Origin of the sequence: Akkermansia sp. JRP_AM1, assembly GCF_049262625.1 — a bacterium.
GTDB classification, from domain to species: Bacteria; Verrucomicrobiota; Verrucomicrobiia; order Verrucomicrobiales; family Akkermansiaceae; genus Akkermansia; species Akkermansia massiliensis.
This window is the reverse complement of the sequence record NZ_CP118234.1, coordinates 2,116,115-2,139,361: the sequence shown is the minus strand read 5'-3', so window position 1 is coordinate 2,139,361 and position 23,247 is coordinate 2,116,115. Positions and strand designations below refer to the sequence as shown.

18 protein-coding genes and 1 pseudogene are annotated in these 23,247 nt (G+C 59.1%); 16 read left to right on the top strand and 3 right to left on the bottom strand.

The genetic code is table 11. The features are described 5' to 3' along the window. Positions 1 to 26: 26 nt before the first annotated feature. The 11 genes and pseudogenes from PVA48_RS10220 (at position 27) to PVA48_RS10170 (ending at position 14,218) form a co-directional block, all read left to right on the top strand. Positions 27 to 164, top strand: a complete 138-nt coding sequence (locus PVA48_RS10220; protein WP_423231683.1) for a hypothetical protein — start codon at positions 27 to 29, stop codon at positions 162 to 164. An 8-nt stretch (positions 165 to 172) separates the two neighbouring features. Further along, entirely contained in the window at positions 173 to 1,096 is a 924-nt protein-coding gene (locus tag PVA48_RS10215) for a M20/M25/M40 family metallo-hydrolase (protein WP_423231682.1), read from the top strand. After that, positions 1,093 to 2,235 carry an alpha/beta hydrolase gene (locus tag PVA48_RS10210; RefSeq protein WP_102749405.1) on the top strand — a complete coding sequence of 381 codons (1,143 nt, stop codon included), beginning with the start codon at positions 1,093 to 1,095 and terminating at the stop codon, positions 2,233 to 2,235. The genes PVA48_RS10215 and PVA48_RS10210 overlap by 4 nt, the downstream gene beginning before the upstream one ends. Beyond that, on the top strand, positions 2,210 to 4,939 hold the full coding sequence (ileS, locus tag PVA48_RS10205; RefSeq protein WP_102729062.1) for an isoleucine--tRNA ligase: 2,730 nt from the start codon (positions 2,210 to 2,212) through the stop codon (positions 4,937 to 4,939). Before PVA48_RS10210 ends, ileS begins: the two co-directional genes overlap by 26 nt. Before the next feature lie 24 nt (positions 4,940 to 4,963). After that, a complete protein-coding gene (locus tag PVA48_RS10200; RefSeq protein ID WP_102721035.1) occupies positions 4,964 to 5,737 on the top strand; it encodes a signal peptidase II in 774 nt (257 codons plus the stop codon). Between the two features lie 7 nt (positions 5,738 to 5,744). Beyond that, positions 5,745 to 6,407 carry a DUF1573 domain-containing protein gene (locus PVA48_RS10195; RefSeq protein ID WP_102729063.1) on the top strand — a complete coding sequence of 221 codons (663 nt, stop codon included), beginning with the start codon at positions 5,745 to 5,747 and terminating at the stop codon, positions 6,405 to 6,407. A gap of 10 nt (positions 6,408 to 6,417) precedes the next feature. Beyond that, a complete protein-coding gene (locus PVA48_RS10190) occupies positions 6,418 to 6,900 on the top strand; it encodes a rhodanese-like domain-containing protein (protein ID WP_022395947.1) in 483 nt (160 codons plus the stop codon). A 2-nt stretch (positions 6,901 to 6,902) separates the two neighbouring features. Further along, positions 6,903 to 8,128 (top strand): annotated as a pseudogene (locus tag PVA48_RS10185) (aminotransferase class V-fold PLP-dependent enzyme). 30 nt (positions 8,129 to 8,158) lie between these two features. After that, positions 8,159 to 9,895: an esterase/lipase family protein gene (locus PVA48_RS10180; RefSeq protein ID WP_146021197.1), complete on the top strand. Its 1,737-nt coding sequence runs from the start codon at positions 8,159 to 8,161 to the stop codon at positions 9,893 to 9,895. A 391-nt stretch (positions 9,896 to 10,286) separates the two neighbouring features. After that, complete coding sequence (locus tag PVA48_RS10175; protein WP_423231681.1) at positions 10,287 to 13,175, top strand: hypothetical protein; 2,889 nt, start codon at positions 10,287 to 10,289, stop codon at positions 13,173 to 13,175. Beyond that, entirely contained in the window at positions 13,100 to 14,218 is a 1,119-nt protein-coding gene (locus tag PVA48_RS10170) for a hypothetical protein (RefSeq protein WP_423231680.1), read from the top strand. Before PVA48_RS10175 ends, PVA48_RS10170 begins: the two co-directional genes overlap by 76 nt. Before the next feature lie 17 nt (positions 14,219 to 14,235). On the opposite strand, the gene PVA48_RS10165 is transcribed toward PVA48_RS10170, so the two are convergent. After that, complete coding sequence (locus tag PVA48_RS10165; RefSeq protein WP_423231679.1) at positions 14,236 to 14,628, bottom strand: hypothetical protein; 393 nt, start codon at positions 14,626 to 14,628, stop codon at positions 14,236 to 14,238. Here PVA48_RS10165 and PVA48_RS10160 point away from each other — a divergent pair. The 5 genes from PVA48_RS10160 to PVA48_RS10140 all read left to right on the top strand — a co-directional run bounded on the left by PVA48_RS10160 (position 14,628) and on the right by PVA48_RS10140 (position 20,819). After that, positions 14,628 to 15,965, top strand: coding sequence for an RHS repeat domain-containing protein (locus tag PVA48_RS10160; protein WP_423231678.1), 1,338 nt, complete (start codon positions 14,628 to 14,630; stop codon positions 15,963 to 15,965). The genes PVA48_RS10165 and PVA48_RS10160 overlap by 1 nt on opposite strands. Positions 15,966 to 15,974: 9 nt before the next feature. Continuing rightward, positions 15,975 to 16,511, top strand: coding sequence for a hypothetical protein (locus tag PVA48_RS10155; protein ID WP_102729066.1), 537 nt, complete (start codon positions 15,975 to 15,977; stop codon positions 16,509 to 16,511). A 1,073-nt stretch (positions 16,512 to 17,584) separates the two neighbouring features. Beyond that, a complete protein-coding gene (locus PVA48_RS10150; protein WP_102729067.1) occupies positions 17,585 to 18,025 on the top strand; it encodes a hypothetical protein in 441 nt (146 codons plus the stop codon). A 344-nt stretch (positions 18,026 to 18,369) separates the two neighbouring features. Continuing rightward, positions 18,370 to 20,043: a discoidin domain-containing protein gene (locus PVA48_RS10145; protein ID WP_102729068.1), complete on the top strand. Its 1,674-nt coding sequence runs from the start codon at positions 18,370 to 18,372 to the stop codon at positions 20,041 to 20,043. Then, positions 20,043 to 20,819, top strand: coding sequence for a DUF4328 domain-containing protein (locus PVA48_RS10140; protein ID WP_102729069.1), 777 nt, complete (start codon positions 20,043 to 20,045; stop codon positions 20,817 to 20,819). Before PVA48_RS10145 ends, PVA48_RS10140 begins: the two co-directional genes overlap by 1 nt. Before the next feature lie 290 nt (positions 20,820 to 21,109). Here the strand turns inward: PVA48_RS10140 and rplS are convergent, their stop codons facing one another. Beyond that, the gene (gene rplS, locus PVA48_RS10135) at positions 21,110 to 21,457 is read right to left on the bottom strand and encodes a 50S ribosomal protein L19 (RefSeq protein ID WP_012419257.1); all 348 of its coding nucleotides are present in this window, start codon (positions 21,455 to 21,457) and stop codon (positions 21,110 to 21,112) included. A gap of 110 nt (positions 21,458 to 21,567) precedes the next feature. After that, the gene (locus tag PVA48_RS10130; protein WP_180975270.1) at positions 21,568 to 23,106 is read right to left on the bottom strand and encodes a TIGR03790 family protein; all 1,539 of its coding nucleotides are present in this window, start codon (positions 23,104 to 23,106) and stop codon (positions 21,568 to 21,570) included. Between the last annotated feature and the right edge of the window lie 141 nt (positions 23,107 to 23,247).

Genomic DNA, 23,247 nt, shown 5'->3' with positions numbered 1-23,247 from the left:
TCCTCTCCCCACCCTCCAACTCCCCCATGAATGTCTCATCCAGAACTCTCAAGTACGGGCTGCTCACCGCGGCGGCCTGCGTCGCCCTCGGCTCCTGCTCCAAGCTTTTTTCCCCTGCGGAAGCGGAGAAATTCCGGACACGGACCAGACGGAAACACTCCTGAAAGCACACGTGTTCCATCTGGCGGATTCCATCGGGGAACGCAACGTCTACAAACCCGGCACCATGGAGCGATCCGCCCGCTACATTGAAAAAACCCTGGCGGACATGGGCTATGCCGTCACGCGCCAGGCCGTGAACATTCCGCCCTCCGGGGAATTCGGCGCCGTGAAGGACAGGACGGCGTACAACCTCATCGCCACCAAAAAGGGAACATCCCTCCGCCCCAGAATGCTCATCGTGGGCGCGCATTACGATACCAAGGTAGGCATGGACAACTGGCACGACCACGGTCCCGCCAGACCCGCCCGTACCGGAACGCCGGGCGCCAATGACAACGCTTCCGGCGTGGCCGCCCTGCTGGAAACGGCGCGCGCCCTGACGGCCACTCCCACCCTGCACGACGTGTGCCTGGTGGCTTATGCCAATGAAGAGCCGCCCTTTTACCAGACGCCCTCCATGGGCAGCGTGGTGCACGCCAAATCCGTCGCACGCCATCCGGGCAAGGACAGAATCATCGGCATGATTGCCCTGGAAACGCTGGGCTGCTATTCCCCGCGGGTGAACAAAAAACGCCAGTCAGCCGTGGTTGCCGGATTGGCCGGGCTGCCGGACCGCTGCGACTACGTGGCCTTCATGTCCACCAACACGGGCCGCAAGCTGGCCCGCTCCTGCGCGGAGGAATTTGCCGCTTTGAGCCGCTTTCCGGTCCGTTCCGCCGTGTTCCCGTATTACACCCGCGGCGTTTCCTGGTCCGACGACTGGGGATACATGAAGGAGGGCATTCCCTCCTTTGCCGCCACGGACACGGCCTTCCTCCGCTGCGACGACTACCATGAAACCAGCGACACGGCTGAAAAGCTGGATTATCCCCAGTTTGCGGAAGTGGTGCAGGGCCTTTCCCAACTCGTCATCTCACTCGCCAATAAACCATGAGCATGAAGCTTGCCTTCCTCCTTCCCGCCCTTTTCCTGGCCTTCCCTCACGGCCACGCCGGAGCCGCGCCGTTTGAACCGTCCGTGCTGGAGGCCCTCCAGCCGCCCGCGGAACACGGAGCCTTTCATTCCGGGTGGATTTCCCTGGGGCTCAAGGCGGCGGACCTGGAGGAGAAACAAGTATCCCCCGGACATATTACGGACGTGGGGGAAGCGCAGATGCAGCTCTACTTTCCCGCCGGATGGAAGCCGCAGGACAGGCGCGCGGCCCTGTGCATTTTTCCGGGCGGGGGCTATGCCATCCAGGCCATTGAAAAGGAAGGCGGCCATATCGCCCGCTGGGCGGCGGAGCACGGCATGGTGGGCGTCGTCGTAAAGTACCGCGTTTCCGGGAGCAATGATGCCGTCGGCAGGTTTCCCGGCCCTCTGCTGGACGCCCGGCAGGCTCTGCGCGTAACGCGCCGGCATGCCTCCGCGCTGGGGGTTGACCCGCACCGCATCGGCGTCATGGGCTTTTCCGCAGGCGGCCATCTGGCTGCCATGGCTTCCACGCTCTGGAACCGCCCCCTGCCGGAAGAAGCGGAAAACCCGCTGAAAAGCGTTTCCGCCCGGCCGGATTTCTCCCTGCTCATCTACCCCGTCATCACCATGGACCCCAAAACCACCCACGGGGGCACCCGCAGCAGGATTCTGGGGCCTGCCCCCGGCGCGGATCTGGCGGAGCTGTGTTCCGCGGAACGGCAGGTGACGCCGCAGACGCCGCCCGTGTTCCTCGTCCACGCGCTGGACGACGGCGTAGCCAGCGCCAACAGCAGGCTGATGGAACAGGCCTGCCGGGAAAAGGGCGTTCCCTCCAGCCTGCATTTTTATCCCTCCGGAGGGCATGGGTACGGCATGGAGAAGCGCGGCCAGCCCACGGACAAATGGCCGGAGGCCGCGGAACAATGGCTCGCGGAACGGGGAATTCTCCCCTCCCCGGCTCCTGCCTGCGGGAATGCGCCTTCCGGTGCGGGCACCCCCCCCCGGAACACGGCGGGAATGAATGCGCTAGGCCCTGATTTGTGCCGCACCGCAGGGTTGACCGGAAACGGGCCCGGTGCTACCTTTTTCGGGCATGAGTGCGCCCGAAAAGAATTATAAAGACACCATCCTGTTGCCGGAGACCGGCTTCCCCATGAGAGGGGACCTGACGAAAAACGAACCAGTACGCCTGAAAAAGTGGGAAGACACCGGGCTGTACGAACGAATTTTGTCCCGCAGGATAGAACAGGGCGCACCCCGTTTCCTCCTTCACGACGGACCTCCCTTTGCCAACGGAGACGTGCACATGGGCACTGCCCTGAACAAGATTCTCAAGGACCTCGTCCTGAAGTCCAAGACCATGGCCGGCTACGCCGCCCCCTACGTTCCGGGCTGGGACTGCCACGGCCTCCCCATCGAATTCAAGGTGGTGCAGAAGGCCCGTGACCTGGACGCGGCTGAAATCCGCCGCCGCTGCGCGGAATTTGCCGAAGGCTTCATTGACATCCAACGGACTTCCTTCCGCCGCCTGGGCGTTTTCGGTGACTGGGAGCATCCCTACCTGACCATGAAGCCGGCGTATGAAGCCAACATTCTGCGCGTGTTCGCCAAGCTGGTGGAAGACGGCGCGGTCTACCAGAGCCGCAAGCCCGTCCAGTGGTCCTACGGGGCCTATACCGCGCTGGCGGAAGCGGAAATCGACTACAAGGAGAAGATCAGCTCCTCCGTGTTCGTGCGCTTCCCTCTGCTGGACAATCCCCTGGACCTGAAGGCCTCCATGGTGATCTGGACCACTACCCCGTGGACATTGCCTGCCAACGTGGGCATCGCCCTGCATCCGCGCTTCACGTATGTGGCCGGCAAGTTCATGAAGGACGGCCAGACGGAAACCCTCATCATCCTGAAAGACCTGCTGGACGCCTTCGCGCAGAAGACGGGCTGGGCCCTAGCGGAAACCATCCGCGAGTTCAAGGGCGCCGAGCTGGAAAACTGCGAGGCCCGGCACCCCTTCCTTCCCCGCACGTCAAAAATCATCCTGGCGGACTTCGTGACCACGGACACCGGCACCGGCGCCGTGCACATCGCTCCCGGCCACGGGGCGGACGACTACAACGTAGGCCGCCAGTACGGACTGCCCGTCCTTTCCCCCGTGGACGACGACGGCAAGTACACGGAAGAAGTGGGCGTTCCCTCCCTGGTGGGCAAGCACGTCTTTGACGCCAACAAGGACATCATCTCCATGCTGGAGAAGGACGACAACCTTTTCGGCGTGGAGGAATACCGCCACCAGTACCCGCACTGCTGGCGTTCCAAGACGCCCATCATCTTCCGCGCCGTGGAGCAGTTCTTCATCTCCATGGACAGGCTGCGACCGCAGGCCCTGGAAGAAATAGACAAGGTGCAGTGGCTGCCCGCCTGGGGCCGCAACCGCATTTACGGCACCGTGGAGGCGCGCCCGGACTGGTGCATCTCCCGCCAGCGCACCTGGGGCGTGCCCCTGCCCGTCTTCTTTGACGAAGACGGAAAGGCCGTTCTGGACGCCGCCCTGGTCCGCAAAATCGCGGATATGGTGGAGGCCCACGGCTCCAACATCTGGTTTGAGCTTTCCGATGAAGACCTGTGCGAACGCCTCGGCCTGCCGAAGACCTGGAAGAAGGGCAAGGATACGCTGGACGTCTGGATCGATTCCGGCTGTTCCCACATGGCCGTCATGGACGCCCGCCCCGGGCTGGACGCCCCGGCGGACCTGTACCTGGAAGCCACGGACCAGCACCGCGGCTGGTTCCAGAGTTCCCTGATGCTTTCCGTCGCCTGGCGCGGCAAGGCCCCGTACAAGGCCGTGATGACCCACGGCTTCGTGGTGGACAAGGACACCGGGAAAAAGACCTCCAAGTCCGACGCCAAGAGCGGCAAGCCCATTGACGCCGCCTACTACTACGACAAGTACGGCGCGGACATCGTGCGCCTGTGGGCCGCCTCCGTGGACTGGCAGAATGAAGTCCCCTTCGGGGAAGACCTCTTCAAGCAGGTCACGGAGCCCTACCGACGGCTGCGCAACACCCTGCGCATCCTGCTGGGCAACATCAGCGGGTTTGACTTCGCCACGCAGGCGGTCGCCCCGGAACACATGCCCATCCTGGACCGCTGGATTCTGGAACGCCTGAACGCCGTCATCAAGGAAACGCTGAAAGCCTATGAAGCCTATGACTTCCGCAAGGCGTTCAGCGTCATCAACCAGTTCTGCACCAGCGACCTTTCCGCCCTGTACGTGGACACCACGAAGGACCGCCTGTACTGCGACGACGTCACCTCCGTGCGCCGCCGCGCCACCCAGACGGCCATGACCATCGTCTTCAAGGCCCTGTGCCGCCTGCTGGCCCCTATCCTGGTCTTCACGGCGGATGAAGCCTGGGAATACGCCGGGTATGAAGGCAGCGTGCACGAGCAGGACTTCCCCGCGCCGATGCCGGAGTACGACACCCAGGAGGCCTCCTCCGCCATTTCCCGCCTCCAGGAAATCAAGTCCGTCATCCAGGTAGCCATTGAAGAGCAGGTGAAGGCCAAGGCGTTCTCCAAGAACAATGAGGCCTCCATCACCCTCACCGTTCCCACGAATGAAAGCGAGGACGTGGTGGCGCTGCTGGAAGACCGCGCCTTTGCCACGGAATTCTTCATCATTGCAGACCTGGACGTGAAGAGCGGTCCGGAGCTGGCGGCCACCGCCGCCAAAACGGAACACGCCATGTGCCCGCGCTGCCGCCGGTATGAACCCGCGGCGGACGGCAGCGACGTGTGCGAACGCTGCTCGGAAGTCCTTTCCTGAACTGAAACCATTCCCCGATTTTTTATGGATACCCAGACGGAAAAGGAACCCGGCCCCCATAAGAAAACGCCTCCCGGCTGGCTCTGGTGGAGCCTGCTGGGCGTAGGGCTGTATGTACTGGACCAGGCAAGCAAGCTGTGGATCGTCCACCGCTTCCCGCTGAACTACCTGAACGAGAAAGTCCACAAGTACGCCTACCTGCCGGACTTTCCGGGCTTCCACCACGTCAATGCGGACGGCACGCTGGACTTCGCCACGAACGGGCACATACCGGCGGCGGACATGGCGCAGTTCCAGGACCTGAACCCGAACACGGTGGACGCCCTGAACAGGCTGAGGGAGCTGGAACCCATTTCCTTCCTGGACGGAACGATGAACATCACCCGCGTGCACAACACGGGCGTGGCCTTCGGGCTGGGCAACGGAACGGCATGGTCCAGCTACCTGTTCCTGGCGATTCCCGTGCTCGCCATCGTGGCCCTGGTCGTGCTCTACCGGAAAAACTTCTTCCATACGGTATGGCTCAAGCTGGCCTATGTGCTGCTGCTGGCCGGGGTGGCGGGCAACCTGACGGACCGCCTGATGCAGGGCTTCCTGATTCCCTACGAACAGCCGCACGGCTTCTTCACGAAGCTCATGAACGGCTACGTGGTGGACTTCATTGACGTCACCATTCCCCTCTTCAACTACCGCTGGCCCGCCTTCAACGTGGCGGACTCCTGCATCTTCGTGGCGGCGATCATCTTCTTCATCGCCAGCATCTTCTCCGCCAGGAAGAAAGAGGAAAAACCATCCTGAAACGACCATGACCATCCGGACCATTATTCTGTCAGGACTGCTGCTGTGCGGGGGCCTCGCCTCCGGCAAAAATGAACTGTCCTTCAAGGAAACGGTGGTTCCGGTAAAGGTGGCTCCGGACCAGGACAGCATCACGGCCTCCTTCCCCTTCACCAATACCTCCGGCGTTCCCGTCACGATCAGCAAAATCCATGTCTCCTGCGACTGCACCACCGCCGGGGCGAAAGATAACAAGCTGACGTACGCTCCGGGGGAATCCGGCGTCATCAGCGCCGTGATGAAGACCGGCAACTTTTCCGGCACCGTGGACAAGGACATGACGGTGCACGCCAACGGCTCCGCCTACAAGCTGGTGATACGCGCGCAAATCCCGGACATCATCCGAATGGAACCCCGCAAGCTGGAATGGACCAGGGGAGAAGCCCCTGCCCCCAAGACCATTAAAATCACCATCTCCAAGGAACTGCCCGTCAACCTGACCACGGTGGACCTGACCGGGGACGCCTTTGACTATGAGCCCGTGACCGTGAAGAAAGGCAGGGAATACAAAATCATCATCACTCCCAGATCTACGGCCAAGCCGGCCTTCAACACCATCTGGGTGCGCACGGATTCCACCGTGCCGCGCTACAAGCGCCAGATGGGGTTCCTGACCATCAAGGAAAACTGACCTTCCCCACATGAGAGACGCCCTTTCCACCGCCCTGAAGCTCCTGCTGGCCGTATTCCTGCTGGCCGTGGGCATCGCCGCGCTGGACCTGCGCGTCATCCAGCCGTTCCGCACGCCGCCCTGCAATCCGGAGACGCTGGAGGAGGGGCACGTGTGCCTGGCCCAGGTGCTGAAGGAATGGCCGGGAAAAGTCATCTGGATAGACGCCAGAAAACAGGACGACTTTGAACGCCACACTATCACGCAGGCCCCCGTCTACCCCATCCGTCCGGCGGACGCCAATTACCAGGAACTCCTGGCCAACGCCATGGAAGCCCTGATGACGGCGGAAGACAAGGGCTGCTGCATCGTCATCTTTTGCAGCAGGGACTGCACCTCCAGCGCAGCCGTAGCCAATGAACTGAAAAAGCCGGAATACGGCATCCGCGCGCCCATCTTCATTCTGGAAGGGGGCTGGGACGAATTGCGCAAAGAACCTTCACTCGTACCATAGCCATGCTTGACACAGCAACCATCCGCCCGCAGTTTCCCATCCTGGAAACCAGCGTGCACGGCAAACCGCTCATTTACCTGGACAATGCGGCCACCACGCAGAAGCCCCTAGCCGTCCTGGATGCCACCCGGAATTATTATGAAACGCAGAACGCCAACGTGCACCGCGGCTCCCACTACCTGAGCCAGCTTGCCACGGAGGCGCATGAAGAGTCGCGGGAAACGGTGGCCCGGTTCATCAACGCGCCGGAAACGGCGGAAGTCCTGTTCACCTCCGGCTGCACCATGGGCATCAACCTGGCGGCAGACACCATCGCTAGGTCCGGCACGGTCAAGCCGGGGGACGAAGTTATCCTGACCGCCTGTGAGCACCACTCCAACATCGTCCCCTGGCAAATGCTCTGCGAACGCACGGGCGCGGTCCTCAAGGTAGTCCCGCTGACTCCGGGCCAGACGCTGGATATGGAGGCCTACCGGAACCTGCTTTCCCCCGCACCCGCATCGTGGCCGTGGGCCACGTCTCCAACACGCTCGGAACAATCAATCCCGTGCAGGAGATCACCGCGCTTGCCAGGGAAAACAGGCCGGACACCATTGTGCTGATTGACGGCGCCCAGGCCGTCTCCCACATGAACGTGGACGTTCAGGAACTGGGATGCGACCTGTACGCCTTTTCCGGCCACAAGCTGTATGCTCCCACCGGCATCGGCGCGCTGTGGGGAAAAAGGGAGCTGCTGGAAAAGCTGCCGCCGTGGATGGGCGGCGGGGAGATGATCAAGGAAGTCACCTTTGAAAAAACCGTCTACAACGACATCCCTTTCAAATATGAGGCTGGGACGCCCAACATTGGCGGAGCGGTAGGTCTGGCGGCGGCCATCCGCTACGTCTCCGGACTGGGGCTGGACAACATCGCCGCCCATGAACAAAAACTGACGGACATGGCCGTGGAAGGCCTCAAGGCCATACCGCGCCTGACCGTGCTGGCCCCGGACGTGCCGCACAGCGCCGTGGTCTCCGTCCTGGCGGAAGGCATCCACCATTACGACCTGGGCACCCTGCTGGACCAGATGGGCATTGCCGTGCGCACCGGGCACCATTGCTGCCAGCCTCTCATGTGCGCCCTGGGAACTACGGGAACCACCCGCGCCTCCTTTGCCCTGTACAATACGGAAGAGGAAGTTCAGACCTTCCTCAAGTCCATGAACCGGGCTCTGGACATGCTCTCCTGACCTCTCCGCCCCCTTCTCTCCTTGTTCATCATGAAAACGGCTTCCGCCCTTCTTCTAGGCCTTCTCATGGGCCTTTCCGGCTGTTCCCTGCACCACCAGCAGCAGGAAAGGGCGTACGCCCATTACCAGGATGACGCCGTAGCCATCCGGGAAGCCCAGGCCGCATGGCTCATCCTCTCCTCTCCCCACCGCAGCAGGGAATGGCCGGAAGCCAGAAAAAAATACAACGCATGCATCCGGAAGCTGGCCTCCCACCTGAAAGAGGCCAAACGGGAGGGCGGCATGAATGAGAAGAAGCGTCAAAGCCTCCCCTTCATCATTGAAAAATCTCCTTACGCCAAGGACAGCAACCCCTGGTTCTACGAGGCCATCTTCATGTCCGACGAAGTGGACCCCACCTTCCGCCTGCGGGAAAGCGTAACCGTGGAGGGAATGGGCATTCCCCTGGCGGGCCTGGCGCCCCAGGGCGTCTCCCGGCCCCATGCCAACGTGCTCAAGGACAACGGGAACGTGCACACGCTGACGGCCATCCTGGACTTTGACCGCATGGTGGACGGGAAGCCCACCCTCCGCACCATTCCCCGTCTGATGAATGAGCACGTCTTCATCGGCAAAAACAAGGTGCGTCAGCCCCTGGCGGCCAACTTCTCCGTTCCCATCGCCCTTTTCTGGAAGCTTTCCGACGCGGACGGAACGGAACTGCTGGGCGCGTTCCGTCCCAAAAAGGCCATCAATACGATGGGGCTTTATTTTTCCGAACCCTATGACCCCCGGAAAATTCCCGTGGTCTTCACCCACGGCCTGATGTCCGGCCCCGCCACCTTTGCCAACCTGACCAACCGCCTTCTGGTGGATCCCGTCATCCGGGAAAACTACCAGTTCTGGTTCTTCGGCTATCCGTCCGGCCTGGCCTGGACCATTCCGGCCAGCAGGCAGCGGAAGGCCCTGGAGGAACTCATGCAGGAATACAATCCCCGCGGCGACTCCAGGGAAATGAACAACATCGTCATGGTGGGGCACTCCATGGGCGGCCTCATCACCCGCTTCAACAACTCCACCAAGCCCTGGACGCTGATGAAGGGCCTCTTTGAACTTCCCCCGGAAACCTTTGCAGACATGACGCTGGAGAACTGGAAAACCGGGCTGGAACCCCTGCACTGTGACGAGCCCATGCTTGAACAGCTCCAGAACAATTTTATCTTCTCCCCCGCCAGGGGCGTCACGCGCATCGTGTACATGGCCACCCCGCACCGCGGCTCCACCTTTGCGGACAACTGGATAGGGCGGCTGGGCCAGCGCCTGATCGACCTCCCGGCGGACATGCTGGAGGAAGTCACCCGCATCGCCACCCTCAGCCGCGGCATGTTCCTGCTCAACCCCCTGCAGCTGAAGGACGAACTCACCAGCATCCGCCAGCTTTCCCCGAACTCCTCCCTGGTCAAGTACATGTCGGAGCTGCGCGGGGACCCGAACGTTCCCGTCCATTCCATCATCGGGGACAGGGGCAGGAACGATACGCCCCACTCCTCCGACGGCGTGGTCAAGTACCGCTCCTCCCATCTGGACTGGAGCGCCAGTGAAAAAATCGTCCCGTCCGGGCACAGCGTGCAGGACGACCCCGCCGCCGCCGTGGAACTGCGGCGCATCCTCCGGGAGCACCTGGCCAAGGTCAAGGGCCGCCAGGCGCTGGAGGAAGCGGACGCACGGGCCGCCACCCCGGTATGGCAGTCCAACCCCGCCCCGCCCATCATCCTGAAAAGGCCGTAACAGAAACCGGAGCTGCTCTTCCAAAGAATCGTCCGTACCCTTTGTCTCCGGGGAAAAGGATTTCTTCATTCCACACAGTTCCTCCCCTTGCCCGTGCCGGCAAACTTAAACGGACTATACAGGCAAATTTTAAGAAAAATGTATATCGTCTTTCATCCTATTGTGGATTTTTTCTAACAAATAGATAATATTAATGTCTGTAAAAGGAAGGTACTGAGCGTAATAATTATTATATTATTTTTTGATGGAAAAAATCGTTATGTTTCATAGGCAAACAAAAATTTGCAAATAAACTTTATTGACACTGGCTCTGGATCATGCTACTGGGAAAATGATCATGGAGGATTGCTCTCCTCTAATTTCATCATCAATCCCAGTTCTTTAATGCCTTATGAATACTCCAACTACTTCTTCTGCCGGCACCCCTTCTTCCATCCCCGCTTACCGCAAATGGTACTTTGGCTCTACGGCCAAACCCATGCCGCGTGGCATGCGCGCCTCTCCGGAGCCCGATCCGCTACCGTTCGAGGAAATCCACGAACACGATGAAATTACCGTGGGACCGCCCAGTACGTCGGCGGATGGACACAGTGCTCACGGTTACTTTACCATTCCGGAAGGAGCGGACGGTAAAAAGCTCTACGGCACCTGTTCGCTCTTCCTGGGGGTGGACGACTGGGGCAGCCTGGAAGTGAAGGACTCCAGCGGCAGCGTGGTGGCGCAGGTGGACCTGAAGAAAGACTCGCAGACGGCAGGCAAGCAGGGCGGCCATAAATACCACACGGGGACCGGCGGGGCGCAGCTGCCCTCCGGCTCCTACATTTGGGAAGTCAACCAGACCAACATCGACTACAAGCCTGAAAAAGACAACGTCTCCATCTGCAACTATAGCATCGACGTGGTGCCGACGGAGCCGGGAGGCAAGGAGGAGCCCGAGAAGTGCCCGTGCGAGGGAGACACGTGTGATAACAGCGGCGGAACGCCGCCTTCCCCGTCGCTGGCCCGGTCGGGCTCCGCGGTGGGGAATAGCACGCTGGGAAACTACTCCTCCGCAGGGTGCAGTGTGAGTGCGGAAAGCACGGCCACCCTGATGTACTGGTCCTGCAACTTCGGAATGTTCCGGGGACTGGGAGGGATTCCTGCGGGCCTTGTGGAACTGAGGGCTGAGGAAACTGTCTCCGGCCTGGAAAGCCCCTCCTCACTGGCCTACAACCATCCGTTGAACAGCCGCCTGGACGTGCCCGAAGGGGGAATTGTACCCGGAGTGCGTTTTGATCTGGTGCAGGGAGACCGGGTGATTGCCATGCGCTGCTATATGAACGGGTCCGTGCTGCCCGTTGGCGTGGACACGTCGGGCGGAGGACGGGCAACGCTGGACACGGTGGAAGGACAATCCTGCCTCCGCTGGATTGTGGAAGACGGCAGCCAATACCTCTTCTCGGCGGAAACAGGAATGCTCCTCTCCTACACCACCACCGACAAGCAGGTCATCTCCAACGCGTCATCCTACCTGGACGTCAAGCATGCCGAAGACGGCTCGCTGAGGCAAATCTGGAACCTGTGGGACGGCCTGCTCAACGTGGAAAACGTCACCTCCACGGGCTACATCATCGCGCTCTACACGCCTGGGCAAATCACCGGAACGGACGAACAGGGATTTTATACGGTCACCGGGACACCCTTTAAAACATTCAACCTTTCCCTTTCCGCGGACGGCCACTTCACCGTCACGGAACAGGCGCCGGCTAGGCAGCCCTACGCCGTCACCTGGTGGAACGACGGCCTGGCGTGGAACATGCGGCAGGGCACGGGGGAAGACGCCGTCACGACCATCCGCACGCGCACGGAGCTGGAACCGGAAGACTCGGTCTGGCAGCTGGTGACGGAAATCTCCAAAGGAGGTATCGTGGCAGAGCGCACCTGCTCCATATATCAAACGACGGACGTAGGCGATCTGCTGCTCACTCAAGTGGAAGGCTATCAAAGCCAGGAAGCCCAGACCACGCAATACGCCTACGACCAGTGCGGACGGCTCAAGACGGAAACTGCCCCGGACGGCAGCCAAATTCATTACGCGTATGACCTCTACGGACGCCTGCTCTCCCGCGACGAACCGTGGGCGGAAAGCGGCAGGCGCATCACGCGCTACACCTATGCCTATTCGGGAGAAGCCGACTTCAACGACGAACCCGCCACGGAAACGGTAGACCTGCTTCCGCTGGAAGGACACGTCAAGACGCTGACCACCATTGCCTACAAGTACACGACGGCCAATCACGTCAAAAGGACGGAAAAGCGGGTCACCGGACTGGGAGTAACGGGCACGCGCCTGACGGCCACGGAACAATGGCTGGCCGGCGCGCCCGACGTCTATGCCCGCGGACGCACCCGGATGACCCGGGACCTCACCGGCGTGCAAACCTGGCACGACTACGCGGCAACGACGGAGCACGGCGCCCTCTACACGGAAACGTTGGAAACGCGCGTCAACGGGGAAACCGTGCCGGGACAGAGCACGCGCACCACGACCTGGATCACGGCGGAAGGGCAGCGCGTCAGGGAAGAAAGCTACGCCCTGCTCACCGGCGGGGAATGGGCGCTCACGGACAGCGCCTCCTATGAATTTGACACGCAGAACAGGTGGGTGAAGCGGACGGCGGGCAATGGCCGAATAACGGAGCGCGAGCTGATGTGCGACGGGCGCCTGTTGTGGGACATTGATGAAAATGGTGTAAGAATGGACTATGCCTACGACACGGCGCGCCAACTGGTGGAAACCACGCGTTCCGCCGTAATGGACGGGGAAACCGTCATCACGCCGGAAACCATCACCACCTACACCCTGGATGCGGCGGGGCGCATCCTCTCTACGCGCCGGGATACGGGGGCCATGACGACCAGCGAAAGCTCGGAGTACGACTTGCTGGGGAGGATAACTTCCTCTACGGACGTCCTGGGACGAGTCACCACCTACGCCTACAGCGAAGACGGTCTGACGACGACGCAAACCACTCCCTCCGGAGCCACGTTCGTCACGCGCAACGCGCCGGACGGAACGGTCCTGGAAGAATCCGGCACGGGACAGCGGCATATCATCTATTCCCTCGACTTGGTTGCCGACGGCGTTCGGACCTTCACGAAAGCCGTCTCCGGGGAAACGGAAACCGAACTGCAGCGCAGCGTCGCCAACGGTGCCGGGGAAATTTGCGCACGGGCCGGCCCAACACCATCGGGGGAGTCATTTACACGAGGAACACCTATAACGCCAAGGGACAGCTGACCAAGGAACAGACAGATGCGGAAACCGCAGCTACGACGATGGCGCCGACCCTGTGGGAATACGACGACTTCGGCAATAAGGTCAAGGAAACCTGGAAGCTTGCCGATCCGGCCACCGTGTCCAACTCGCGCATCACCACGTGGAGCTATGGCGTGGAACAGGCGCAGGACGGCGTCTACCGCGTCGTCACGGCGACTAGGAACAACGGCCAAGGGACTACCTATGGCGAAACGCAGAAGACGCTGGTTTCCTCCCTCTCGTCCACGCTGGAAAGCAAAACCGTCTTCATCGGTCCCAGAGGAAATATATCCACACAGTGGAGCGAATACGGAACAGGCGCCCTGCGGACGCAAAAAAGCAGCATCCCCACTTCCAATGTCACGGCCACCGCGACGGTCATCGACGACTTTACTACCACGCAGACGGACCACGCGGGCATTACTTCCACGCAGACCCGAGCCTATGCGGAAACCGGCATCATCTACACTAACACGGACGGACGGGGCAACACCATTACGACACGTACCGACATCGCCGGGCGCACTGTTTCCGTTACCGACGCGGCGGGCAACACGGCTTCTACCGCCTACGATCCCTGGTTTGACCAGCCTTCCGCCGTCACCAACGCCCTCGGGAAAACGACATGCTACAACTACGATCTCCGGGGCCGCAATACGGCGCAATGGGGAACGGGCGCCCAGCCCCTGCTCTTCGGCTACGACGAAGCCGACAGAATGGTCAGCCTTACCACCTTCCGGGAGGACGCGGGCGACATCACCACCGACCCCACGGGACGCACGGACGGAGACGTCACCACCTGGAGCTATGATGAAGCCACGGGGCTGTTGGCGCGTAAAACCTACGCGGACGGAACGCATGAGGACACCGCCTACAATGCCCTGAACCTCAAATCCACGCTCACAGACGCGCGCGGGGTGGTCACCACCTGGGGCTACAATCTAAGAAAGGGGTCAACACCTCCGTCTCCTACAGCGACTCCACGCCCGGCATCCAGTACGCCTACAACTGCCTCAACCAGCTGACCCAGGTGACGGACGCCTCAGGCTCTCGCACCATCACTTACACTCCCTACAACGAACCGGACACCGATAGCATCACCATAGGAGGCGCCTCCTGCCAGCTCCAGGAAAACTACGATGCCTACGGCCGGTCCTCCGGCTATACCCTGAAACAGGGAACCGACGTCCTCCAGGAAGCAAGCCAGGGCTATGAAGCCAACGGGAGGCTTGCCGGCGCCGGAATCGTGCACGGAGGAGAAGAACAAACCTTCGCCTACGGCTACCTGGCGGGAAGCAGCCTGCCCTCCAGCCTCGCGATGCCCAACGGCATCGTCCGGGAACTTGCCTATGAAGAACACCGTGACCTGGCAGTGGCCATAAGCTGCCGTCTGGGGGAACCGCGCTGGTCTCCCGCAGCCAGAGCTACGACGCATTGGGACGCCCGGTCACCCGCACCCAGCAGCGGGGAACCGAAGCAACTCGTACTGACAGCTTCAGCTACAACGGCAGAAACGAACTCACCGGGGCTACTCTGGGAACAGCCCCCTACGGTTACAGCTACGACAACATCGGCAACCGCAAGACGGCGCGGGAACTGGCCGAGGAACTTTCCTACGCGGCCAACAACCTCAACCAGTACACAAGCATCGAAGAAAAAGCGGAGGCGCCTTTTGTGCCGACGTACGACGCCTCGGGCAACCAGACCCTCATCAAAACCTCGACGGGCATTTGGACAGTAGTCTACAACGCGGCCAACCGCGCGGTGAGCTTCACCAGCCAGGGCGGCAGTACGGTGGTGGAATGCGGCTACGACTACCAGGGACGCCGCTACATGAAGAAGGTCACCGTCAACGGAACGGTCGTCAGCCATGAACGCTACCTGTACCGTGGCTACCTGCAACTAGCGGCGTTGGACATGCTGGACAACCGGAACGTGCTTCGGACACTGCTGTGGGATCCACTGGAACCGGTGGCAACGCGTCCCCTGGCCCTGGTGCAGGAAAATGCCCTTTACTGCTATGGAGTTGACTTTAACAAGAACGTCACGGAGGTGTTCGCTGGAGAGGGAGCTATTGCGGCAACTTATGACTACTCGCCATACGGACAGGTTGTTTCCACGGGGGACCTCGTCCAGCCGGTGCAGTGGTCCAGCGAGATGAACGATGTAGAACTCGCCCTGGTCTATTACAACTATCGTTATTACAATCCCGCAGACGGCAGGTGGATCAATCGTGACCCCATCGCTGAAGAAGGCGGATGGAATTTGTACGGGTTTATAGAAAATGTTGTAATAAACAAATATGACGGTTTAGGGTTAAAAAAGGGATTCACAAAAACAGGCGATCCGTGTCCGAAATGTTGTAAAGGATGTGAAAGATCGCAGGAAAGGCCAGTTATTAAAGATGCAGGAACAAAAGGAATTGATGTTAAGGCATCAGTTGAAAGTCCTATGTTCACATCCAAATGCGAACATAATGGTACATGTAATGAAAATTGTTGCTATGTAGTTTATACTTGGTTTGATTGCTATAACAAAACATGTTATAGTCAAACAGGTGATACTTTCAATAGAAAAGTCCAACCTTTGAGAGGAGTAGGAAGAGCTCGGAGTGCATTAGGAGTAAGCGTTCAAGCCTATAAATGGTGTTCCTGTAATAAGGGAAAATGGGAATGCCATAATGTATTGTTGTTAAGTAATACATTATTATATCAAGTAGATAATCCGAATAATCCGAAAGAATGGATTCTTATAATTCCTAATAAAAAATAATTAATAACTATGAATAAAATATTTTATGTAGCTTTTATATTGTTATGTACGCACTGTTCTGACATTAAACAACAAAATGTTGAGAAAAACATTTTTAGTGAATTAAGTGATAAGGCGCATTTTGATCTTATTTATACAGAATGGTTTATGTACCAAGCAGGATCCCTTCGCAATCTCGTTCCAGGAAAATATAATTTCTCTAAATTTGATGTTACTCCAAACGATATCATCGAATTTCAGAAATTAGAAATTAAAAACAAGTATAGTCAGAAAAATGATTCACAAAGAAAGAAACAAATAGAGACTTGGATAGAAGATCAAAGAAATGCAATTGCTGCATTAAATATGGAGAAGCATATAAAATTAGAAAAAACAGATATTCAGAATTTAATAAATATGCTTAATGAACAGGCGAAATATGTCAATAAGCTGTATTTACAAATGTCAGTACTGGATTTTCCTGAGAAAATAAATACTCCAACTTATGATTGCGCTGGGGCATCCGACTACCCGCACCCAGTAGCGGAAAAACGAAGTAGTCCATAGCGACAGCTTCAGCTACAACAGCAGGAACGAACTCACCGGAGCTTCTCTAGGCACGACGCCCTATGCCTCAGCTAGACAACATCGTCAACCGCAAGACGGTGTAGAAACTGGCCGAAGAACTCATCTACGCGGTCAACGAACTCAAGCACAGTACACTAGCATCACCCTCCACTCTGGATCTGGATCAACCCTTTGTTCCCGACTATAACGCTTCGGCCAACCAGACGCTGATTAGAACTTCAACGGGCATCTGGACCACAGTATACAATGAAGCTAACCGTGCGGTGAGCTTCATCAGCCAGGACGGCAGTACGGTGGTGGAATGCGGCTACGACTACCGAGGGCGCCGTTACATGAAGAAAGTAACTGACAGAGTTGAAACGATATCTATGAATCGTACATCGTATTTGGTGTTTTTGATCAGGCAATAGGCAAGTTTATACAAGAATTATCGACAACGTTAAAATGTATGATTCTTCGTGATAGGCAAAAAATACTCATCAAGAAAGAGATCAACGGCTCCAGTGCCTGGAGACATCCAATTTCTCCATAACATCTTCCTTACATACCCTGCATGACCTGCCCCCTCCCTCGGGATCAGGCATCCGCAGTCGCGGAGGCCTGGGAACGCTCCCGCCTCTCCCCCTCATCTACTCCAACTCTGAGAACGAACGCTTCCTCATTGAAATTTCAGGAAAAACCCTGCGCGTCTTCTCTCTCGCCTCCGCGAGGAATTAGTCCAATTTGACGCGGAATTCGGGAGGAAAAGGCTCTGCACAGGAAGCGAGTAAATAAGCTTCTCCTCTTCATCCATCCGGCATACCCCGCATGTTCTGAAACGCGAAAACTATCAAAGGAAGTTCGAACCCTGCTCCTTCAAGGTCCCTTGACGCCACCCCGGCCACCGAAGAGTTTCTGAGGCGTTCAATGATAAGATTAACTTGAGGCTGCAAAAATTGAAGCTTTATCTTTCACACCCAGATTTACGATGTACTGGGACGATCGGGTTCCCTATCATGCAGAAAAGGCCGTAATGCCCGCGCTTATTTCCCGAAATTCCCCCGTTCCGCCCCATGCATGACATCCTATGGCTGCTCCTGACGTCCCTGCTGACCGGCTGGATGATGTTCAGGACAAGGAAGGAAGAACATTTTTCCGGTAAGAAACAGGTTCAGGAAATCGTTAACAAATACAAACTCCTTGCTGAGTTTGCCGGCTCCCTATTCCTCATTCTGTTATGCCTGTTGCTCGCATCCGCCGTTTTCCTGTCAAACGGATGTCCGGAAACGGCTCTTTTCCTAGCCACCCTGTACATGGTGGCTTTAACAACCGCCACAGTTATCCACCTGCTTTGCCGCATCCGCAAGAATTGGGATGAACATGATTTTTACATGGCCATGGCCAATCGGACAGGAATGTCTCTCAGGCGCCTGAAGCAACTGAAATTTTTCCTGCTGATTGCGGCTTGCTCCGGACTGGTTTGTTCAGCCTTCCGGGTTTTGCCCAGCAGGTAAGGAAAAAGTTATTTCCCGGCCACGGAATGAAGAGGAAACAACCCTTCCTGAAAACGGAGGGGGCATCCGGCTTTTCCAACAAACTTCCCCGTCAGGAAAAACCATTGCGCCAGCGGAAGGAACAGGCCCGTCAACCGTATGGATACGGAAAGAACGGCCCCTCGGGACGCCTTCTTCAAAGGAGAGCGTCCGCCCCGCCCGGAAAAGGCCGTTCCGGCCCGGCACGAGCGGTTTCCGTTCAGCGTCAGGACATCCCGCCAGCAAAATATGCCCGCTTATAGAGTTGCTTCCGGCAAGGATTTTAAGGTAGACTGTTTGCCGATACTATTCCACCTCCCTTTTCCATGCCTGCCGACGATTCCCTTTCCATGGACCAGATTTCCGCCCTCTTCCCCCAGCTGGAAAACATCCAGCTTGTCGGGGCCAAAGGCCCCCAGCAAATTTTCACCGCCACCCTGAAATCCAATTTCGCTCCCGTCATGCTGCGGGTGGTTCCCACGGAGGAAGCCGGAGTCTTCGGCTGGGATCCGGAATTCATCGTCCGCTCCCTCACCATTGTGGAACAGGCGCACCAGGGCCTTCTGCGCGTTTACGAAGTGGGACAGGCAGGACCGTTCACCTTCATCATTTCCGAACACTCCCCCTATCCGCGCCTGGCGGACCTGGAAACCCTCCCCCAGATATCCCCCCAGGCGGCGCTCAACCTGGTGCGGAACATGGCGGAAGGCCTGCTGACGCTGCACCGGAAAAACATCTTTCACGGCGGCATCACGCCCAAACTGATTTCCCTGCGCGCGGACGGCGGAGACGCCCTGCTGCTGCCCATCAACATTTATCCCGCGCAGCCCCCGGTAGACATGGGGGACTTCGCCTCTCCGGAATGGGTCACCGGGGCGGAAGCCGCCTTCACGCCGGGCATGGACATTTACGCCCTGGGGCTGACGCTCTACATCCTGCTGACCCGCAAGACGCCGATGGAAGCGGGCTTCGCCATGCCCTCCACACTGATCAAGTGCAGCGACGCCGTGGACGCCGTGGTCTCCCGGGCCATCAATCCGGACACCCGCGAACGCTACCGGAACCTGGGGGACTTTATCACGGACCTGGACAAGGCCATCGCCAGCCCCACGGGAAGAAACGCGGCAGCCATTCCTCCCCGGCCGTCCTCAACGCCCGTCCCCGCCATGAATATGCAGAAAGGGCAGACCAATGTTTACTACTACCTTATCCCGGCCCTGATCGTAGGCATTGTGCTGACCTACACCTGCATCCTGTACAAGAAGGACGTCGTCAGAATGCGCAATGACTACAACGAACAGGTGCAGAAGGAAAACAACGCGAAGGCGGATGAGGCGAGAAAAGCGAACAGGGAAGCGCGCCGCCATGCTCCGGCAACGCCTGCGCCCTCTGCCCCGGCCGTCGCGGAAAACACCACTCCGGCCCCTGCGGTTCCCGCACCTGCCCCGCTCCCGCATCCGGAACCCGTGCCTGCAGCTCCCAAACCCTCCGCCGAACCCGGCAAAGTCAACTGGAGCCTTCAGCCCGGCGTCAAGGTGCGCCAGAGCTCCAACCGCAACATGCTGGGCGCCTACGGTCCGGAAAAGGCCGTGGACGGCAATACCAGCTCCGAGCTTTCCGACGTTTCCATCAGCGCCACCGGCGTGGCGGAAGGAAAAACCGCCTGGTTCGGCATCGACTTCGGCAAGGAGACCAACCGCACCATAGAAAAAGTGGTTATTTACACGCCAGCCAACCTGACTCTGCTGGGCACCATGGAGGAATTCAAGGTGATTCTGTACGACAATGACAAGAACGTGCTGGCGGAAAAAACCTTCAACACCACACCCTCGGAAAAATCCACCAACGTCACCACCTGGAAGCTGGAAGCTCCGGTCAAGGCGCGCGCCCTGCGCGTGGAATCCACCGATCCGGCCCATCCGCTGGCGCTGACGGAAGTGGAGGCATACGGCCCGGAAGAAGCGGCGGAAACACCGGCCCCCGCACCTGCGGAAGAATAATGCCTGCGGAACCGTTTTCAGCCGGAATTCCGCCCCTCCGGAAGCTCGGCGTCCTCTTGTTCCTCCTGTGCCTGTTTGCCCTGACGCTGGCCGGGGGCACCTTCTATCTGCTTTTCCACGATCTTCCCCTGATTCAGCAAGCCATCTCGGAAACGCTGGCTCAAACCATGAAGGAACTCCAGGAAGGGGACCGCGCCTCCCTTTCCCTCTCCCTTGCCAGGGCGGAGGCAGGCTCCGCCGCTCCGTTTACGCTGGACGGCGGCCTGTTTTACCTGTCCATGGCCGGGCTGGTGGTCTGCTGGCTGATGCTGGTTTACCGGCTGGCGCAGAATGCGGAAACGGTGAAGAAGGGAGCCATGCGCGCCTCTCCCCTGCTCTGCGTCCTTTCCTTCTTCCTCCCCGTGGGCAATATCTGGATGCCCCTTCAAGCCATGCTGGACGTCAACAAGGCCCTCTCCTTCCCCGGCCCTTCACGCGGAAAAGGCTGGATATGGCTGGCCTGGGCCGTCAGCGTGCCGGGTTCCCTGCTCATCTTCCTGTATACGCTGTTCCAGCCCCTGTTCCATTTCTCGGAGACGCTCCGGGCATGGGCGGAAGAAAGCCCGGAAAACGTGCTTGCGCTGGACCGGGAGCTGGAAGCCCTGCTGAACGGCATGGTGCGCCCCGTCATCATGTACAACGGAACGGCCTTCCTGGTGAGCCTGGCAAGTTCCGTGCTGATGATGCTCCACTTCTATTTCCTGCAAAAGAGGCTGGCCAACCGCCTGCCTTCCTGATTAGCTCCCTCCCCCGGCAAAGCCCCGCCGGAAGGAACGGAAAAGCCGGAGGACTTGTTCCATCCCGTTCCTTTTTCTTGCCGGCTTTCTTTCAGCCTCTCTCCCCCTTTCCGGAACTTTCACCGGGAAAAACCGTGTTGCCCTCACAGGGGGGTTCACGAAAATTTTTTCACGCCTTCCTTTCCCGTCCGGCCCCTTCTTCCTCCGGGGTGGAATAAAACCTTCCGGGCATAAAAAACCCGGCCTCGCCTCACGGCGGGCCGGGCCAGCAAAAATAGCAATTTTTCCGATTACCGGTTGGCGGACTTCACGATCATGGCGTCCTTGCCGATACGGCCGCGCAGGTAGTGAAGCTTGGCACGGCGGACTTTGCCTCGGTTCACGACTTCAATCTTGGCGATGCGGGGGGTGTGCAGGGGGAACACGCGCTCCACGCCTTCACCGTAGGAAATCTTGCGGACCGTGAAAGCTTCATTGATGCCGGAACCGCGCTTGGCGATCACGATGCCCTGGAAAATCTGGATACGTTCCTTGCCGCCTTCAATAACACGAGTGTGAACCTTGATGGTATCACCTACGTTAAATGGGGTCACATCCGCCTTGAGTTGCTCTTGCTCGATTTTGTTGATAATGTTCATCTTGTGTTATCTATTGCTGGTGAATATCAGTAAAAGGAAAACTTACGGGACGCAGAATATGGGCCATAATCCCCTAAAAGGCAATCCAAATTTGCCGTACGGCCTTAATTTTATTTTTTAGGCGGGGGCGGCGGCGGAGCTATCCTTGCATGCCACTCCTCCAGCGCCGGGAGAAAGGCGGAGGAAGACATGAGGGCGCGGACGCTGTCCATCCGCAGCAGGAAGGCCTTGTCCCCGCCCTGGGCGCGGTCCGCCAGCAGGGACTCCAGCAGAAGACGGGCGCGGGTGCGGGCGTCCGACGCGCCGTCAAGGGCGGAGAAAACCAGCTCCCCGGCCCGTGCTGGCTCCTTCCGGTACAGGTATTCCAGCGCCAGCGCTTCATAAAGGCAGGAGGAGGGTGCCTTCCGGGCGGATTCCAGCAGGCGCGCGGAACGGTCCCGCCAGCGGTCCCCGAACTGTACAGAGGAAGCCCACCAGCCCTGGAAATAGCGGTCCTCTTCCGTCGGCTTCACGTCCATGTTCTTCATGCGGGCGTACGGACGGTAGAGGGGGTCCCCGAACACCACCCCCTGCCAGGACAGTACGGGCATGCTCATCCAGGAGGCTTCCGCCACGGTATAGCCGTCCAGCAGGCGGTCCGCAAAAATGTCAAAGCGGTGACACGCGCCCAGGAACGGTTCATACACGTTCCCCACCGTCACGTCCGCCCCCTTTTCCAGCAGGGCGGAACTCCACCCCCTGCCGGGAATCTTGAAATCGGAGGCGCTGAAGGAATGCAGGTGCATGGCGACCGCTCCGGGCCGGAAACGGAAGGTTGGGTCCGTAAACGGACCGTTCGCATTCCCGGTGTACCAGCCGCAGTAAAGCGCCGTGTCCCGGCTCAGCGGAAATTTCTCCGGAAGAGTCTGGGGCCAGTCATCCAGGTAAACGGGGATTCCCGCTTCCCGCACGCGGCGGAACACGGCGTCCAGCCACTGGTCCCCCTGGGCGTAGGGGCCGCCCCGGTCCACCACCGCCCACCCCCACAGGCCCTTCTTCTCCACCTCCGCAGGTTCCGTGACCAGCCGCAGGCAGGTATCCGCCGTCAGACCGTCCAGGCGGCACACCAGGAACGTGGGCAGGCCGGAGCCCACAAAATCCTCCTTCCTGTCAAAATAGGGGTTTCCTACCCAGGCCTTCCTCTCATAACCGTCCACCGCCAGCAGCGCCAGTTCGGAATCCACGGCGGCGCGGTCCGTCTGCATCTGGTTGATATCCTTCCCGGGAGGGGGAACGGGCGCTTCATGCCGTATCTTCATTGGCAGGTCCGCCATCAGCACCAGCGCAAAAATCTTCCGGTCCATCATGGGGGCGGAGGCAATGCCGGACGGCACCCACCACCGCTGCTCCTGCGCCGTCCGCAGCAGGGGCGCACGGATCAGGTCTTCATACTCCTTCCGGGAAATCTCGTTGGCCGAGGGGCAGTCCAGGGAAACCAGGTTCCCTTCCGGCACGCCGCGCACCCGCGCATACTCCCTGGCCATGCGGCGGCTCAGCTCGGATTTTCCGTTGTAAACCACGGCCACATGGGCGGGCAGCAGCTCATAGGCACACGCGGCGGAAAACCACGACGCCAGCAGGAACAATACGGCTAATCCCCTCTTGAACATGCCCCTACCATACCTCATCTTCCGGGGCAATCAAGCAGGTGAAACGGAGCGGGCGCGATTTCGCCATTTTTCCGCTTTTCGCTTCACATCTAAAAAAAATCCGCTTTAATGGCTCCTGATGTATTGCAGGCTTCCACCTGC